The sequence below is a fragment of the Streptomyces sp. NPDC046821 genome, from assembly GCF_040645335.1.
Classification (GTDB): Bacteria; Actinomycetota; Actinomycetes; order Streptomycetales; family Streptomycetaceae; genus Streptomyces.
This window is the reverse complement of the sequence record NZ_JBEYYB010000003.1, coordinates 279,724-294,425: the sequence shown is the minus strand read 5'-3', so window position 1 is coordinate 294,425 and position 14,702 is coordinate 279,724. Positions and strand designations below refer to the sequence as shown.

Here is a 14,702-nt window from a genome sequence, read left to right as displayed (position 1 = left end):
CGGCATGTTCACTGCGGCAACTAGGAGATTCATGCGCCCCATAACCCGCATAGCCTTGGGCGCGGCGACCGCCACCGTCCTGGCTGTCACCGCGGTCACGCCTTCAGGGGCGGCGGACGCGCCACCTGACGGGGCCTCGGGGAAGAGACCCATCGTCGGGAGCCGGACCGCGGCAGCGGGCGGTAAGCAGACGACGGTCACGCTCGTCACCGGCGACAAGGTAGTGGTGACCACGGACGCCTCCGGCCGCAGCTCGGCGGCCCTGCTGCCACGCGAGGACGGCACGCAGCCGATGGCCCAGACCTATCAGATGGGCAAGGACCTCTACGTCTACCCGGGGGACGCCGCCCAGGCGATCGCCGAGGGCAAGGTCGACGAGCAGCTGTTCAACGTCACCGGGCTCATCCGCCAGGGTTACGACGACGCGCACACCGACATGCTGCCGCTGATCGCCACCTACCAGAAGAGTGTGAGCGTCGCCGACAGTGCGCCGGCGGCTCCTCGCGGGGCCGAGCGTGGCTTGAGCCTCCCGGCCGTGGACGGCGTCGCGCTCCAGGCGGGCAAGGACACCGCCGCCACCTTCTGGCAGGACGTCACCAACCCCCGCTCACGTTCCGGCTCCACGGTGAAGAAGCTGTGGCTGGACGGCAAGGTCAAGACCACGCTGGACCGGTCCACCGCGCAGGTGCACGCCCCGGAGGCGTGGGCGGAGGGCTACGACGGCAAGGGCACCAAGGTCGCCGTGCTGGACACCGGCGTGGACGCCGAGCACCCGGACCTGGTGGGCCGGGTCGGCGAGGCCAAGAACTTCACGGACTCCAGCACCACCGACGACAGGCAGGGGCACGGCACCCACACCGCCTCCACGGTCGGCGGTTCCGGAGCGGCCAGTGACGGCCGCAAGAAGGGCGTCGCCCCCGGTACCTCCCTGCTCATCGGCAAGGTCCTCAACGACCAGGGCTACGGCCAGGACTCCTGGATCATCGCGGGCATGCAATGGGCCGTCGACCAGAAGGCCGATGTCGTCTCCATGAGCCTGGGCAACCCCAGCATCGGCGACTGCAGCGACCCGATGGCCCAGGCCACGAAGCAGCTCTCGCAGAACACACACACCTTGTTCGTCGTCGCCGCCGGCAACGCCGGCCCGAACACCGAGACCGTCTCCTCGCCCGGCTGCGTGCCCGGCGTGCTGACCGTCGGCGCCGTCGACCGCGACGACACCACCGCCGGATTCTCCAGCCGCGGTCCCGTGGCCGTCACCCACACCCTCAAGCCCGAGATCTCCGCCCCCGGCGTCGGCATATCGGCGGCCAACGCCGGCGGCCGCGGTGTCTACGCCTACCAGACGATGTCCGGCACCTCCATGGCCACCCCGCATGTCGCGGGCGCCGCGGCCGTCGTCCGTCAGGCCCACCCCGACTGGACCGCACAGCAGATCAAGGCCGACCTGGTCTCCTCCGCCCGCACCGGCGGCCAGGTCGCCGGTGCCGACCAGACCGGCGGCGGCGTCCTCGACGTGTTCGCCGCAGTGCACCAGAAGGTGCTCTCCGCGCCCGCCGTCCAGGCCGGCAGCTACAACTGGCCGCAGAGCGCCGCGGACCGCAACACCGTTCAGGTGCCCTTCACCAACACCAGCGGCACCGACCTCAAGCTGAGCCTGCGGGTCGGCGATGTGCACGGCAACGACGGCAGCGATGTCCACTCCGGCATCGTCAAGCTGGACGAGGGCAAGGTGACCGTCCCCGCCGGGGCCACCATCCAGGTCCCGTTGCGGATCGACCCCACCGTCCAGCTCAAGGCCGCCCAGTACGGTGCGGTCACCGGCCGGATCCTGGCCACGGGCGACGACGTCCACGTCTCCGTGCCGGTCACGCTCTACGTCCAGCCGGAAACGGTCACCCTCCGGGTCAAGGTCATCGACCGCAACGGCAAGCCCGCAACCGGGCCCACCTCCCTGGACCTGGTCAGTCTCGACACCAACAAGGGCGAGCGCCGCAACAACTCGGGCGCGACCGAGCAGACGTACAACGTGCGCCCCGGCGACTTCGTCCTCAGCAGCTTCGTGGGCACGTACGACGCGAACAACCAGCCCGAATCCGTCAGTTACCTGGCGCGCCCGCAGCTGCGGATCACGCATGACACCACCGTCGTCCTCGACGCCCGCAAGGCCCACCAGCTGAGCCTGCACACCGACCGCCCCTCGAAGGTGAACAACACCACCTTCAGCTACGCCCGCACATGGGACGACACCTGGCAGGTGAGCGGATCGCTCACGGCCACCGGTGGCGTCCAGAAGTTCTACGCGGACGTCGACGGACGCGCCAAGGACGGCACCTTCGAGTTCCGGCCCACCTGGCGCGCGACCGGCTCGGAGAACGGTTCGCCCTACGTCTACAACCTGTCGTTCCCGACCCAGGGTCCGCTGCAGTCCGACCAGGTCTACAAGCCCAAGGACTCCGAGCTGGCCCGGGTCGACGAGACGTGGAAGGGCATGGGCAAGGAGGCGGACTACATCGACGCGATGTTCATCCGCCCCTCCTGGAGCGGCAACGCCTACGTCCCCGTGAGCCCGTTCGGCGCGGTCCATGTGCCCGGTACCCGGACCGCCTTCTACACGACCGGTGACGACGCCTGGTTCCACGGCGCGATGACCAGCTTCCCCTTCGCCGCGTTCATGAGCGACCACGAGCGCGTCTACCGGGCCGGACAGCGCAGTGCCGAGGAGTGGTACGGCGGCCCCCTGCGGCCGGCCGCGCCGCGCGACGCCGACGGCAACCTGATGCTGACCGCCGAGCGGCAGGACAACCTGATCGGCATCCAGACCGCACTGTGGCTCGACAGTTCCGGTGACCACTGGTCCTCCGGCGGGTCGTTCGGCGACCTCGGCAACCTGGTGCTGAAGCGCAACGGCGAGAAGATCGCCACCAGCGCCTGGCCGGACGGCGTGTTCAAGGTGCCGGCCGAGGACTCCGCGTACGAACTCACGCAGAACCTGGAGAAGATCCCGACCTCGGACCGGAACTGGCTGCGCTCCACCGCCGTCACCACCACCTGGAGCTTCCGCTCCCACCGGGAGCCGGACGTCTACTCGCGCGGCCTGCCGATCCTCTTCCCGGCGTACGACCTGCCGGTGGACGGCCTGAACACCCTGCCCGCGCAGAGCGGCATCAAGGTCGGCCTGTCGGTCGAGGGCCACGCCGGGTACACCCCCGGCGCGATCAAGTCGGCCTCGCTGTCCTACTCCTACGACGACGGCGCCACCTGGACCGAGGCACCGACCGAACAGCAGGACGGCAAGTGGACGGCCGTCCTCGACCACACCGGCGCCTCCGGCAAGCAGGTCACGATGAAGGCAACCTTCACCGACACCAACGGCAACGCGGTCACCCAGACCGTCAAGCGCGCCTACGACGTGCGCTAACCACATCGTCCGGCCGGGTGGGCCGCCCACAACAGGCGGCCCACCCGGCCGGTCAGCTTGCCCCTTGCCTCACCAGGAACCTCAGGGCGTACGACTGCGCCGAGGTAAGCCTATGAACGGTGAACGAGCCCAAGGGCACAGGCGGAGGAGCACCATACTGTCGGACGCGCTGGGTCCGACTCCCGCAGAGGTGGCCTGAGCACGAAAGTCCACCTTGCCAGCGACAGTCATGCACCCCCCTGGCCCTTCGCGTCACCGCAGGCCAGGCGGCCGACGCCCCGGCCTTCGAGACCGTCATGGCGACCATCCGTGTTCCGCGAAACGGTCCCGGAAGACCGAGGACTCGGCCGGAGGCCGTCCTGGCGGACCGCGCGTATTCATCCCGCGCGATCCGGAATCACCTCCGCCGACGCGGAATCCGCGCTGTCATCCCCCAGCCGTCCGACCAGGTTGGCCACCGGCTGCGGCGGGGCCGCGCCGGCGGTCGTCCACCGGCTTTCAACGCCGAGGCGTACAAGCAGCGCTACGCCGTCGAGCGGTGCATCAACCGGCTCAAACAGTGGCGCGGCCTGGCCAGGCGAACGGACAAGCTCGCCATCGTTTACCAGGCCGCACTCCACCTCGCAGCCATCCTCATCTGGGCAAGGCGATGACGGTGAAGAGATGGCCTTTCAGTCGTAGAAAAAGATCTCAAGGTCCTCGATGGACCCAGGCCCAGTGAAGAAGCCCTCAGCCTTCGCAATCTCGTCTTCTGGCGGCAGTTCACCCTTCATAAGCTGCTGCATCCAGTTCTCCTTGCTCACCGACGGCGTAGATGCCAGACAGCAGCTCGGCCATACCGGCAGGTCTCGGAGGGTGGGGTCCGGCGACCGGCTGGAGTGCCCAGCCGCCTGACCGGGCCGCGAGTCGCAGCACCCCGGCCCAGTTCGCGATCCTCCCGATGCGCACGTGCCACGAGTCCTCGGTGAACGGGGACATCCGCCCACCATGGAGAGGGTTTGTGGCGGCGGCGATGTCCTCGATCACGAGCCGTTCCACGGCGCTACGGACCCAGCGTCCCTCCTGCGCTTCTTCGATGGCGGCCTCCCACCACTTCCAGCCACCGTCGAGTCGGTCCTCGAATGTGTCCATGCGGCCAGGCTTCCATGCACGATGCCGCAAGAACTCAGAGGGCGCCGATCAGCGGATCGACTCATCAAGGAGACAGGCTCTGGGTCCTCTGCGGAATCCAGCTCGTCACCGGGATCAAGAACCGCGGCGTCAACGACGCCCTCATGGCGATCATGTCGCTCGACCCCACCGGGAAGGGGCGGGCCCTCTGGACCATGCGCTGGAGGACCTCTTTGAATGCCTTCGACATCACCTTCGACGACCGACTCCGGGCAGCCCGTCAGTAACCCCAACACCCCAGTTGCACCGCTGGATTGACAGACCCGCACTTGACAGAAGGCGCCCGTCGTGAAGGTGGCTCACCTCACATCGCAATCTCGCGTACGCTTCCCCCCATCGCCCGGCCCCGCCCTGACATGGACATGAGTGTGAAACGAGAAGCCCAGAGCGCACGCGAGTACGACCTCTTCACCAACGTCAACCACCTGCTGCGCCGTGCGCACCAGCGGGCCGAGGCGATCTTCGCCGAGACCATGGAGGGGCTCGACATCACGCCGCGGCAGGCGACGCTGCTCTACGTCGTGCTCCACAACCCCGGCGCCAGCCTCACCGACGTCGTCCAGCTCGGCGGCATGGACCGCGGTACGACGTCCGAGATGGTGCCCCGGATGGTCCGCCGCGGCCTCCTCGTCGAGAGCCGCGCCGCCGCCGACGGTCGCGCGAAGGCGCTCACCATCACCGACGAGGGCGCCGAGCTGATCCGCGCCGTGATCGAGCGGACGGACGACGTCCGCGATGCGGTGTTCTCCACCCTCCCGCCGGAGTACCACGCGCTCTTCGTGAAGATGCTGTCCCTCATGACCGGGATGGAGACCGAGGTCCGGACCGTCAGCGACCGCGCCTAGATCGTCGCGCCACCGAGTTGCCGAGGACGCCGCGCCCGAAGAGCCGCTCGAGGCGCAGCTGGAGCACGGTCAACGCCGAGACCAGCAGCACGTACCAGAAGCACGCCACCGTGAGCAACGGGATCTGGAAGAAGTTCCGCGAGTAGATGAGCTGGACCGAGGTCATCAGGTCCGGCAGGCCGATGATCAGCACCACCGCGGTCATCTTCGTCATATTGATCACCGCATTGCCCACCGGCGGGATGATCACTCGCATCGCCTGCGGCAGGATCACCCAGCGCATCATCCGCATCCGGGACATGCCCAGGCTCTGCGACGCCTCGGTCTGGCCACGGTCGACCGACGCGATGCCCGCCCGGACGATCTCCGCGACGTACGCGCTCTCGCTGATGCCGAGGCCGAGCATGCCGGCGACGAACTGCCCGATGAGCGTGTTGGTGTCGAGCTCGAAGAGCGTCGGGCCGAACGGCACACCAATGCTGATCGTCGGGAACACTGCCGCCAGGAAGAACCAGAACAGCAGCTGGACGACGACCGGCGTGGCCCGCACGAACCAGACGTAACCGGCGCCGAAGGTCGACAGCACCGGGTTGGGCGAGAGCCGCATCAGCGCGATCGTGATGCCGACCGCGATCGCCAGCCCCATCGCCGCGACGGTCAGCTCGACCGTCAGCAGCAGACCGTGCAGGACGGCGGGCGCGAAGAGGTAGTGGCCGACGACGTTCCAGTGCATGTTGTCGTTGACCGCGAAGGCAAGGACGACGCGCACGGCGACGTAGGTCAGGACGACGACGGCGACCCACCGCCACGGATGCCGCAGCCGGACCGGGCTGGGCAGCTCGTCGGGCCCTTCGCCCGCGTCCCCCGGAGCCGCCGGCACCGAATCGGCCGCCAGTGTGTGATCACCCATCCTCGCCGCTCCCTTCACTCAGCCGATCTTATGACTAGTACGACATAGTCACCAGGGAGCGTCAAGAGTTCTTCCTTTGTTTGCAGGAGGAAGACCTCGAGAGGGTCTACGAAATGCGCTGACTACGTCGCAATACCGTCAGTCGAGAACGGCGACGCCCTCGATCTCGACCAGTGCGCCGGGGATGCCGACCGCGGCGACGCCGATCAGGATGCCCGCCGTGGGGCCGATGCGGCTCTCGACCGCCGCCTCCGCCATGCCGGCGAGGACGTCGTCTTCCCGCTCGGGGGTGTGGTCGACGATGTAGATGCTCAGCCGGGCCAGCTGGTCAGGCCGCCCGCCGGCCGCCTGCAGTGCGAGCCAGAGGTTCCGCGCCGCGACCCGCCCCTGGGTCCGGTAGTCACCGGCGCCGACCAGCGCACCGTCGGCATCGACCGCGATCTTGCCCGCGATGAACGCCAGCGACCGTCCGGTCGCGACGGTGACATGGCTGTAGCCCTTGGGCGGCGCGAGCGACGCCGGGTTGAGGTGCTCGACGGTCATGGCTGCTCCTGGATACTCGGGGTCAATGGGTGTCGAAGATGTCCTGGAAGTCCCGCAGCCGCGCCCTGATCGCCGTGCACTCGGCGTCGGTCGGCGCGAGCGGGTCACGCGCGGGCGGCAGCGCGCCGAGCCGGAGCAGCGCCGCTGTCAGCAGCATCCGCGCCTTGTTGGCGGTCAGGTTGTCGCCGGCGATCGCCCATGGGTCACGGCGGAACACCATGCCGCCGGGGTGGCCGCGGCCGACCCGAATCACCGGGATGCCCGCGCACGTGGCGATCCGGAGTGCGCGGTCCACGGCAGGATCGGTCGATCCGTAAGGCACCATCCCCTCCACGACGAGGCCGGCCAGTCCCCCGCGCGCGAGCGCCCGCTCGACCTGTCCGATCACTCCCGCGTCCGCCGCCGCCTGCTCGTCGGGGCCGAGCTCGGTCTCGGCGAAGTGGCCGAACGGCACGAGGGAGACCCGCGGCATCGCCGGGCCGACGAGCCGGCCGTCGGCGTCCTTGGTGGCCAGACGCGTGCGTCGTACGCCGGTCGCGAGGTCGCCCTCGACCGCGTCCACCTCGCTCGGCAGCAGCGGCAGTCTCAGCTCGGACGTCGCAGTGTGCCGTCGCTCGGAGACATAGGTCAGCCTCGGACCCCAGTGCGCGCCGAGGTCGGCGACCACGCCGCCGTGCCCGCCGACAGCGACGTACCCGCCCGGCCGGGCGTCGATCTTCGCGACCTCGCGGCTGGCCAGGACCATCTCGTCGACGATCAGGACGGCGCCCAGCCGGTCACGACCGCCGTCGTCCGCCCAGACGCCGGAGAGGATGAATCGGACACCATCGAGGATGTTCTTCGCACCGTCGTCACCTATGGCGCGGTGGCTGCGCTGCGCGGCGTGCCCGACGATCGGCAACGTGGTGTCAATGACCAGGTTGAGCCAGTAGAGCGTCTCCTCGACGGTCGCGCTGCTCTCCAGCCACTGCAGCCCGGCGTAGCGCCCTGTGGCGGCGGCCGCCTGCACCTGGTCGGTGATCCGGGCGAGCGCCGCGAGGTCGGGCTCGCGCACCAGATGCGGGGGCTCGTAGGGGAAGTAGTCGACGCCGAGCCGCTCGCCGTCCCGTGGGTATCCGCCGCCGGGCGCGGCCCGGAGGAAGTCGAAGTCGGCGAGCGCCGAGAGCGCCACCGGTCGGCCGTCGCCGCCGACCTCGAAGCGCTCGATCTCCTCATAGAGGCGGCGCGCGTCGGGCAGGAAGGTCTGCCGGGTGTCCGCTGCGGCAGCGAGGTCCGCGGACGACTCCCACGGCCGGCCGTCGGCCCGGCGGGCGACATACGGCAGCAGGAAGAGGCCGTCGTCGGGGTTGAGTTCGACCTCGTAGACCGGCGTGCCCCCCGCGGCCGGCTCCTCGGCGACCAGCCGGCCGTCGGCGTCCAGCCAGCCATCGGGCGGGCCGTAGAGATGCGCCGCCTGCGCCTCGAGCGGATGCGCGGAGAATGCCTCCACGAGCACCTTCGCCGGTGCGGCCAGCCGCTGCGGGCGGAGCGACAGCGCGCCCGTCACGAGGGGCGTCGTGTTGGCGATCGTCGGCATCGGGCCGGTGAAGACGGCGATGCGGGGCTTGTTCATACGAACTCCTCGTCGCGGCAACTTGCGCAGTGTACGATGCATTTGTGGACGGCGTACACGATCTCGGAGGCGTTGCCGGCTTCGGCCCGGTGCGCACCGCGGGCTCCGACGAGGTCGCCTCGGAGGACTGGGAGCTGCGCGCCCACGCCCTTGCGCTGCAGGCCGCGGGCGAGTCGCTGCGGCCGTGGATCGAGGGCCTGCCACCGGAGACCTACCTGGCCGCGCCGTACTTCGCGCGCTGGCTGCTCGCCATCGAGGAGCTGCTGCTTCGGCGCGGCGCCATCCACCCCGACGAGCTGGTCCGCTACCGCGACGAGATCGCGCGCGGCGTGCGCGTCGTACCGCGTGCGGAGTCGGCCGAGCTCACCGCGCTGATGAGCGAGCTCATGTCCGCGGAGCAGCGGCTCCCGCCCCTGGCGGAGGCACGATTCGCCGTCGGGGACAGGGTTTTCGTTCGGAGGGAACACAGCTCGGAGGGCGTCAACCGGTGCCCGCGCTACGTGCGCGGCGCGCTCGGCCTGGTGGTGCGCATCTGCGGCCCGGAGCTCCCTCTCGACCGGCCGAAGGGTGCGTCCGCAGAGACGGTCTACACCGTCTCCTTCCGCTCCAAGGAGCTGTGGGCCACGGGCGAGGAGCCCGCCTTCACCGTGCACGTCGATCTCACCGAGCACTACCTGACAGGAGCCGACCATGGCTGACGAGCACGGACACGAGCACTACGCCAGCCCCCGCTCCCGGCGGGCGCGATCCGAGTTCGAGCTGCGCACCATGGCGCTCGAGGCACTGCTCGTGGAGCGCGGCCTGGCGTCGACCGACGCGATCGACAAATATGTCGAGTACGTCGAAAAGCGCCTCGGTCCGCATCACGGAGCACGAGTCGTGGCGCGAGCCTGGGTCGACCCGGAATTCCGGTCCCGGCTGCTCGCCGACGGCACCGCCGCGGCGGCGGAGCTCGGCATCGGCGGCATCGAGGGCGCCCGGGTGCGCGTCGTCGCGAACGGACGCGACGTCCACCACCTCGTGGTCTGCACGCTGTGCTCCTGCTACCCGTGGTCGCTCCTGGGGGCGCCCCCGCTCTGGTACAAGAGCTTCGCCTACCGGTCCCGCGCGGTCGCCGAGCCGCGAGCCGTGCTGCGCGAGTTCGGCGTCGAGCTCGGCCCCGAGGTCGAGGTCAAGGTGTGGGACTCCACGTCCGAGACCCGCTACCTGGTGCTGCCGGAGCGCCCGGCCGGCACCGAGGACTGGACCGAGGAGGCACTCGCCGGCCTGGTCTCGCGCGACGCGATGATCGGCGCCGGCCGGGCGGGCTCAGTCTCCTGAGCCGGTGTCGTCGAGCAGCGGCGGGAAGAGCACGTCGGAGAGCAGCCGCTGCAGCTTCTCCCGATCGACCGGGACGTCGGTGAGCAGCCGCTCTTGGCGGCCGAACGCGCGGATCCCTGCGACCGGCGACGCGGGATCGCCGGCCCAGTAGGCCTCCAGGTGCCGCACTCGGCGCCAGTCGACCAGCCCGAACAGCGGCACCGCCCAGACCCGGTTGCCGTCGTCGGCCTGGAGCGAGAGGACGTCGATGGCGCCGTGCTCCGGATCGGTGACGGCGTACGTCGCCGCGGTGAGCCGCGCCCGGTCCAGCTGGTCGGCCGCGACCCGCCCGCTGCCGAGCGCTGCCGCCTCCAAGGCGCCGACCACCGACTCGAAGTAGCGCGCGGTCGGGTCCTCCGACAGTGTCGCCGTCAAGCCGGACCGGAACGCCCCGTCCTCGGCCCGCTCGACCCACGCTCGGGCGAGCGCCGCGGCCCGGCCCTGCCAGGGCTCGGCGAACACGAGTTCCTCGTCGTTCCACGAACATGCGTTACCGCCAGCCACGGCAGCGCTCCTTCCGTCGTCCCCGAAAGACGCGTCCGCCCGGCCCCGCCGCGCTCCGGTCGGGAGGCGGCGAGACCCGGGCAGCCGACCTGGTCGTCGGTCAGGCGGTGGCCTTCACGACCTCGGACCGGGTGATCGCAGCCTCGTCGACCTTCCACTTGGACAGGATCTTGTCGTACGAGCCGTCCTTGATGATGGCGTTCAGCGCGGCATTGACGGCCTCGGCGAGCTGCAGGTCGTGCTTGCCGACGGCGATGCCGTAGGGACTCGTCTTCACGATGCCGCCGACGACCTTGAACTGACCGTTGGATTTCTGCGCGATGTAGGCGTTGGCGGTGAAGTCGCGGTAGCAGACGTCCGCGCGTCCGGTGGCCACGGCCTGGTTGGGCGCGGCCGCGTCGGAGAAGTTGACGACCTTGATCGGCGGCTTGCCCTGGGCGACGCAGTTGGTCTTGCTGTACTCCTCGAGGTAGGCGCCGTGCAGGGACCCGGTGGTGTTGGCCGCCGTCTTGCCGCAGAGGTCCCGCATGCCCGAGATCTGATTGTTGGCGCCCTTGACGAGCAGCGAGCCGCCCGCGTCCATGTACTTGACGAAGTTGACCTGCTGCGAGCGCTCCGGCGTGATGCTCATCGAGGAGATCGCGATGTCGAACCGCTTGGCCTCGATGCCCGGGAGGATCGCGTCGAAGCTGACGTTCTCGAACTTGAAGTCGACGCCCAGCTGCTCGCCGAGCGCGTGACCGAGCTCGACCGAGAAGCCGGTCGGGGTCTTGCCGTCCTCCTCGTAGAACTGCTCGGGCGGGTAGCCGAAGGTCGAGGCGACGCGGACCACGCCGGCGTCGGCGATGGCCTTGGGAAGCAGCTTGGCAGCCTCGGCGTTCTTCGCCGCATGGCTGCCGGTCGAGCCCTTCGCATCACCGGAGGCGCACCCCGTCAGCGAAGTGGCCACCAGGACGGCGACGGCGCCGGCCAGGGCCGCGCGCAGTCGAACACGGCCAGCGAGTTGCTTGTTCACGCGGGTCTCCATTCCACCTGTTCGTCAGGAAAGTCCGGTCTCTCCGATTCATGCACAGTATGATACAATTACTTCCGAGAATTCCGGGTTTTTCGGGAATGCGGAGTCGTCAGGTAAAGCGTGTACGTCGCATTTCAACCGCCCGAATGGTGGCACCGAACCCCGGTCCTCCAGCGCGCGGCGGAACACGACCGCAGCCTCGACGATGTCGAACGGGCAGGCCTGCGAGCTGCCGGCCGTCCGCACCTTCTCGGGCTCGGTGTCGGCGACGACGAAGTGCGGACCGGGTGTCGTGGCCGCCCGCCTCAGCTGGGCCTCCACCTCGGCGACATCCCTCGCCCGAACCGCCTCGGCGATGCCGGACGCACCGGCGATCGCGACCAGGTCGGCTGCGTCGGCCTCGGCCATCGGCTGGGCGCTGGTGCTCGCGAACGAGCGATTGTTGATGACCAGGACGACGAGGTCGGGTGGGGCGCAGCGGGCGACCGTGGTCAGCGTCGCCATGCCGGCGATCATCGAACCGTCGCCCTCGACGGCGTGCACCGGCTGCTCCGGTAGCGCCAGCGCGAGGCACAGAGCCGTCGGGTAGGCGAAGCTCCATGTGCCAGATCGTGGCCGGCTCGGGCCGGCTCGTGGAGCACCCGACGGCCGAAGCTCGGTCCGGTCAGCGCAGGTGCGTCACCGCGGTGGCGGGAAGCCCCGCCACCGGACGACGGTCGCCGCGCACGGCGGCTGGGCCTCGCGCGGCACCGTCGGGATCTCGTACTTGTCGCGGACCACGACGCACGGGATGTCAAGCCCGCGCAGCACCGGCTCGCTCACCCGCCGCACCGCAGCGGTGTAATCGTGCCGCTCGCCGAGCGCCTCGTTGTGGCCGGCCAGGATCAGCACCGGCGTGCGCCGGACGATCGCGCGGGCCAGGATCAGCCCGCTCAGGCCCAGTCCGGACGCCTCGGTCAGCAGCACCGGCCGGCGTCCGCCGAGGAAGACGCCGGCCACGCAGCGTCGGCGAGTAGCGGGTGCGGTGGTCGACCGCAGCGGCACGGTGCGCGGCCTCGATCACGTGGTCGGGGTTCGCGAAGCCCGGCTCCCCCACCTCCAGGTGGATGACGTCCTCGCGTCCCCACGCCAGCCCCGTCATCTTCCGCACCCCGACCGGGGGTGATTGAGGGCGGCATCGGCGAGCTTCATCAGGTTCTCCTTCGCGTGACGGTGGGGAGGTGGACGATGCGGGTCTCGGTCTCGAGGCCGACCATCTGGGAGAGCATCTTCACGAAGAGGTCGTGGTACTCCACCGGCATCGCGGCCAGCACCCGCTCGCGCAGGCCGGCCGTGCGTTGCCGCGCCAGCCGGAGCAGCGCGACGCCCTCCGGCGTGAGGTAGAGCGACTTGGCCCTCCGGTCGCCGGGTGCGGGACGACGGTTGAGCAGGCCGCGTTTGACCAGCCGCGGCGCCATCTCCGAGAGCGTGCCGCGGTCCATCCCGGTGACGACGGTGAGGACGCTGATGTTGCCGCCCTCGCACCGGTCGACCGCGTGCAGCAGCGCGGCCTGGCGCGGGGTCAGGTCGAGATCGCCCATCGCCTCGTTGAACAGCAGGTCGCCGCGCGCGTGCGCGAGCCGGAGCAGGAAGTTGACGTTGTGGCTGAGGTCGAAGCGATCGGGCAGCTCGGTGTCCGCCGGCTCGGTGGCGGTCATCAGGAGACTCCCCGCCGGGAACGCGGCGACCGCGACGACTCCGGGTCGCGGAGCACGCTGGCGAGGAAGCGCTGGGTGCGGACCTGCTCGGGGTGCTCCAGGACCTGCTCGGGCGCGCCGTGCTCGACGACCACACCTCCGTCCATGAACACGACCTGGTCGGCGACGTCGCGGGCGAAGCCGATCTCGTGGGTGACGATCACCATCGTCACGCCGTCGTCGGCGAGGTTCCGGATCACCTCCAGCACCTCCCCCACCAGCTCCGGGTCGAGGGCCGAGGTGGGCTCGTCGAAGAGCATCAGCTTGGGCCGCATGCACAGCGCCCGCGCGATCGCGACCCGCTGCTGCTGGCCGCCGGAGAGGCTGTTCGGGTAGGCGTCCGCCTTGTCGGCGAGGCCGACCTGCGCAAGCAGCGCCCGCGCCTCGGCGTCGACCTCCTTGCGGTTGCGGCCGAGCACGCCGACCGGTCCCTTCACAATGTTCTCGAGGGCGGTCATGTGCGGGAAGAGGTTGAAACGCTGGAACACCATGCCGATCGACGAGCGCTGCTTGCAGATCGCCGACTCGGCGACCTCCTGCAGCCGGCCGTCGTCCCTCATCCGGTAGCCGACGTAGTCGCCGTCGACGCAGATCCGGCCGCTGTCGAACTTCTCCAGCCGGTTCATGCACCGCAGCAGGGTCGTCTTCCCCGAGCCGGACGGGCCGAGCAGGCAGACCACCTCCCGCGGCTGCACGATCAGGTGAATGCCCTTGAGCACCTCGTGGCTGCCGAACGCCTTGCGGACGCTCTCGGCGTGCACCATGGGGCGGGGCACGGTCAGGGTGTTGCTCTCACTGGACATCCGTTGGCTCCTGCTTCTGATTCGGGGCGCAGCGCTGCAGCGCCCGGACGATGCCGACGTAACCGGTGCACCGACACACGTTCCCTGCGAGGGCGGCGCGCACTGCGGCGCCCTCACCGAGCTCCTCGGCCAAGCTCTCGGCGAGCAGCGCGAGCGCCCGCATGATCTGGCCGGGCGTGCAGAAGCCACACTGGAAGCCGCCCTCATCGGCGAAGGCGCGGCGCATCGGCTCGGCCTCCTCGACCACGCCCTCCACCGTCGTCACCGCACCCGTACGACGACCGCGGGCGTCACGCACGCCGGCACCGGCCGCCGGTCGACGAGCACCGTGCAGGAGCCGCATTCGCCCTGCCGGCAGGCGGCCTTCGCGCCAGTCAGGCCGAGCCGGTCGCCGAGCCCGTCGAGCAGCCGCTCGGCTCCGCGCAGGTCGAGTTCGTGCCGCTCGCCGTTGACGTCCAACACCGCCTTCATCGGGCACCTCCGAACAGCTCGTCGATCGCCGCACGCACCAGCCCGGAGGTGGCGAACACCTTCCAGTGGTTGCCCGGGAGCGGGTGGGTGCCGTGCTCCCGCGCACGCGCGCTCGGCCGTGCGGCCGTCGTACCGATGGCCTTCGAGTGTCCGCTCGATCACGGGGATCCGGCGCGGGGTGGGAGCGACGCCGCCGAGCGGACTCGGCAAGGCCAGGCTCTGCAGCGCGTCGTCCTCCGAGGTGGGCAGGGCGATCTCGCGGATCGTGGTCGGCGGCACCGACGGCGCCAGCCGTGGTCCCCACCGGCGCAGG

Annotated in this window: 15 protein-coding genes and 2 pseudogenes; 5 read left to right on the top strand and 12 right to left on the bottom strand. The window is 70.1% G+C overall.

The features are described from left to right. Positions 1-31: 31 nt before the first annotated feature. Positions 32-3,421, top strand: coding sequence for a S8 family serine peptidase (locus ABZ893_RS07890; RefSeq protein ID WP_361398506.1), 3,390 nt, complete (start codon positions 32-34; stop codon positions 3,419-3,421). A gap of 186 nt (positions 3,422-3,607) precedes the next feature. Next, positions 3,608-4,074 (top strand): annotated as a pseudogene (locus ABZ893_RS07885) (IS5 family transposase); the annotation flags it as partial. A gap of 109 nt (positions 4,075-4,183) precedes the next feature. On the opposite strand, the gene ABZ893_RS07880 reads toward ABZ893_RS07885, so the two are convergent. Next, positions 4,184-4,552, bottom strand: a complete 369-nt coding sequence (locus ABZ893_RS07880) for a hypothetical protein (RefSeq protein ID WP_361398503.1) — start codon at positions 4,550-4,552, stop codon at positions 4,184-4,186. Between the two features lie 407 nt (positions 4,553-4,959). On the opposite strand from ABZ893_RS07880, the gene ABZ893_RS07875 reads away from it, so the two are divergent. After that, entirely contained in the window at positions 4,960-5,436 is a 477-nt protein-coding gene (locus ABZ893_RS07875; protein ID WP_361398501.1) for a MarR family winged helix-turn-helix transcriptional regulator, read from the top strand. Here ABZ893_RS07875 and ABZ893_RS07870 read toward each other — a convergent pair. From ABZ893_RS07870 to ABZ893_RS07860, 3 genes are all read right to left on the bottom strand, one after another. Beyond that, positions 5,420-6,346 (bottom strand): amino acid ABC transporter permease, encoded by a 927-nt coding sequence (locus ABZ893_RS07870; protein ID WP_361398498.1) that lies wholly within the window; start codon positions 6,344-6,346, stop codon positions 5,420-5,422. The genes ABZ893_RS07875 and ABZ893_RS07870 overlap by 17 nt on opposite strands. Positions 6,347-6,484: 138 nt before the next feature. Then, positions 6,485-6,889 (bottom strand): RidA family protein, encoded by a 405-nt coding sequence (locus tag ABZ893_RS07865; protein WP_361398495.1) that lies wholly within the window; start codon positions 6,887-6,889, stop codon positions 6,485-6,487. A 22-nt stretch (positions 6,890-6,911) separates the two neighbouring features. After that, complete coding sequence (locus ABZ893_RS07860; RefSeq protein WP_361398492.1) at positions 6,912-8,501, bottom strand: asparaginase domain-containing protein; 1,590 nt, start codon at positions 8,499-8,501, stop codon at positions 6,912-6,914. Positions 8,502-8,545: 44 nt separating this feature from the next. On the opposite strand from ABZ893_RS07860, the gene ABZ893_RS07855 reads away from it, so the two are divergent. Both ABZ893_RS07855 and nthA read left to right on the top strand, forming a co-directional pair. After that, a complete protein-coding gene (locus ABZ893_RS07855; RefSeq protein WP_361398490.1) occupies positions 8,546-9,199 on the top strand; it encodes an SH3-like domain-containing protein in 654 nt (217 codons plus the stop codon). Beyond that, the gene (nthA, locus tag ABZ893_RS07850; protein WP_361398488.1) at positions 9,192-9,821 is read left to right on the top strand and encodes a nitrile hydratase subunit alpha; all 630 of its coding nucleotides are present in this window, start codon (positions 9,192-9,194) and stop codon (positions 9,819-9,821) included. Before ABZ893_RS07855 ends, nthA begins: the two co-directional genes overlap by 8 nt. Here the strand turns inward: nthA and ABZ893_RS07845 are convergent. The 8 genes and pseudogenes from ABZ893_RS07845 to ABZ893_RS07810 all read right to left on the bottom strand — a co-directional run bounded on the left by ABZ893_RS07845 (position 9,810) and on the right by ABZ893_RS07810 (position 14,389). Continuing rightward, positions 9,810-10,364: a hypothetical protein gene (locus ABZ893_RS07845; protein WP_361398485.1), complete on the bottom strand. Its 555-nt coding sequence runs from the start codon at positions 10,362-10,364 to the stop codon at positions 9,810-9,812. The genes nthA and ABZ893_RS07845 overlap by 12 nt on opposite strands. 100 nt (positions 10,365-10,464) lie before the next feature. Further along, positions 10,465-11,379 (bottom strand): ABC transporter substrate-binding protein, encoded by a 915-nt coding sequence (locus ABZ893_RS07840; protein WP_361398482.1) that lies wholly within the window; start codon positions 11,377-11,379, stop codon positions 10,465-10,467. Between the two features lie 48 nt (positions 11,380-11,427). After that, a pseudogene (locus tag ABZ893_RS07835) lies at positions 11,428-11,973 on the bottom strand (thiamine pyrophosphate-dependent enzyme); the annotation flags it as partial. An 84-nt stretch (positions 11,974-12,057) separates the two neighbouring features. After that, a complete protein-coding gene (locus tag ABZ893_RS07830) occupies positions 12,058-12,345 on the bottom strand; it encodes a hypothetical protein (RefSeq protein WP_361398480.1) in 288 nt (95 codons plus the stop codon). 224 nt (positions 12,346-12,569) lie between these two features. Next, entirely contained in the window at positions 12,570-13,076 is a 507-nt protein-coding gene (locus ABZ893_RS07825; RefSeq protein ID WP_361398477.1) for a MarR family transcriptional regulator, read from the bottom strand. Further along, positions 13,076-13,918, bottom strand: a complete 843-nt coding sequence (locus ABZ893_RS07820) for an amino acid ABC transporter ATP-binding protein (protein ID WP_361398473.1) — start codon at positions 13,916-13,918, stop codon at positions 13,076-13,078. Before ABZ893_RS07820 ends, ABZ893_RS07825 begins: the two co-directional genes overlap by 1 nt. Beyond that, a complete protein-coding gene (locus ABZ893_RS07815) occupies positions 13,908-14,183 on the bottom strand; it encodes a 2Fe-2S iron-sulfur cluster-binding protein (protein ID WP_361399003.1) in 276 nt (91 codons plus the stop codon). The genes ABZ893_RS07820 and ABZ893_RS07815 overlap by 11 nt, the downstream gene beginning before the upstream one ends. After that, positions 14,180-14,389, bottom strand: coding sequence for a 2Fe-2S iron-sulfur cluster-binding protein (locus ABZ893_RS07810; protein WP_361398469.1), 210 nt, complete (start codon positions 14,387-14,389; stop codon positions 14,180-14,182). The genes ABZ893_RS07815 and ABZ893_RS07810 overlap by 4 nt, the downstream gene beginning before the upstream one ends. Positions 14,390-14,702 lie beyond the last annotated feature (313 nt).

Coding starts and splice junctions, on each gene's coding strand:
- ABZ893_RS07890 (WP_361398506.1), top strand. CDS start 32: ATGCGCCCCATAACCCGCATAGCCTTGGGCGCGGCGACCGCCACCGTC.
- ABZ893_RS07820 (WP_361398473.1), bottom strand. CDS start 13,918: ATGTCCAGTGAGAGCAACACCCTGACCGTGCCCCGCCCCATGGTGCAC.
- ABZ893_RS07810 (WP_361398469.1), bottom strand. CDS start 14,389: ATGAAGGCGGTGTTGGACGTCAACGGCGAGCGGCACGAACTCGACCTG.
- ABZ893_RS07880 (WP_361398503.1), bottom strand. CDS start 4,552: ATGGACACATTCGAGGACCGACTCGACGGTGGCTGGAAGTGGTGGGAG.
- nthA (WP_361398488.1), top strand. CDS start 9,192: ATGGCTGACGAGCACGGACACGAGCACTACGCCAGCCCCCGCTCCCGG.
- ABZ893_RS07870 (WP_361398498.1), bottom strand. CDS start 6,346: ATGGGTGATCACACACTGGCGGCCGATTCGGTGCCGGCGGCTCCGGGG.
- ABZ893_RS07860 (WP_361398492.1), bottom strand. CDS start 8,501: ATGAACAAGCCCCGCATCGCCGTCTTCACCGGCCCGATGCCGACGATC.
- ABZ893_RS07825 (WP_361398477.1), bottom strand. CDS start 13,076: ATGACCGCCACCGAGCCGGCGGACACCGAGCTGCCCGATCGCTTCGAC.
- ABZ893_RS07865 (WP_361398495.1), bottom strand. CDS start 6,889: ATGACCGTCGAGCACCTCAACCCGGCGTCGCTCGCGCCGCCCAAGGGC.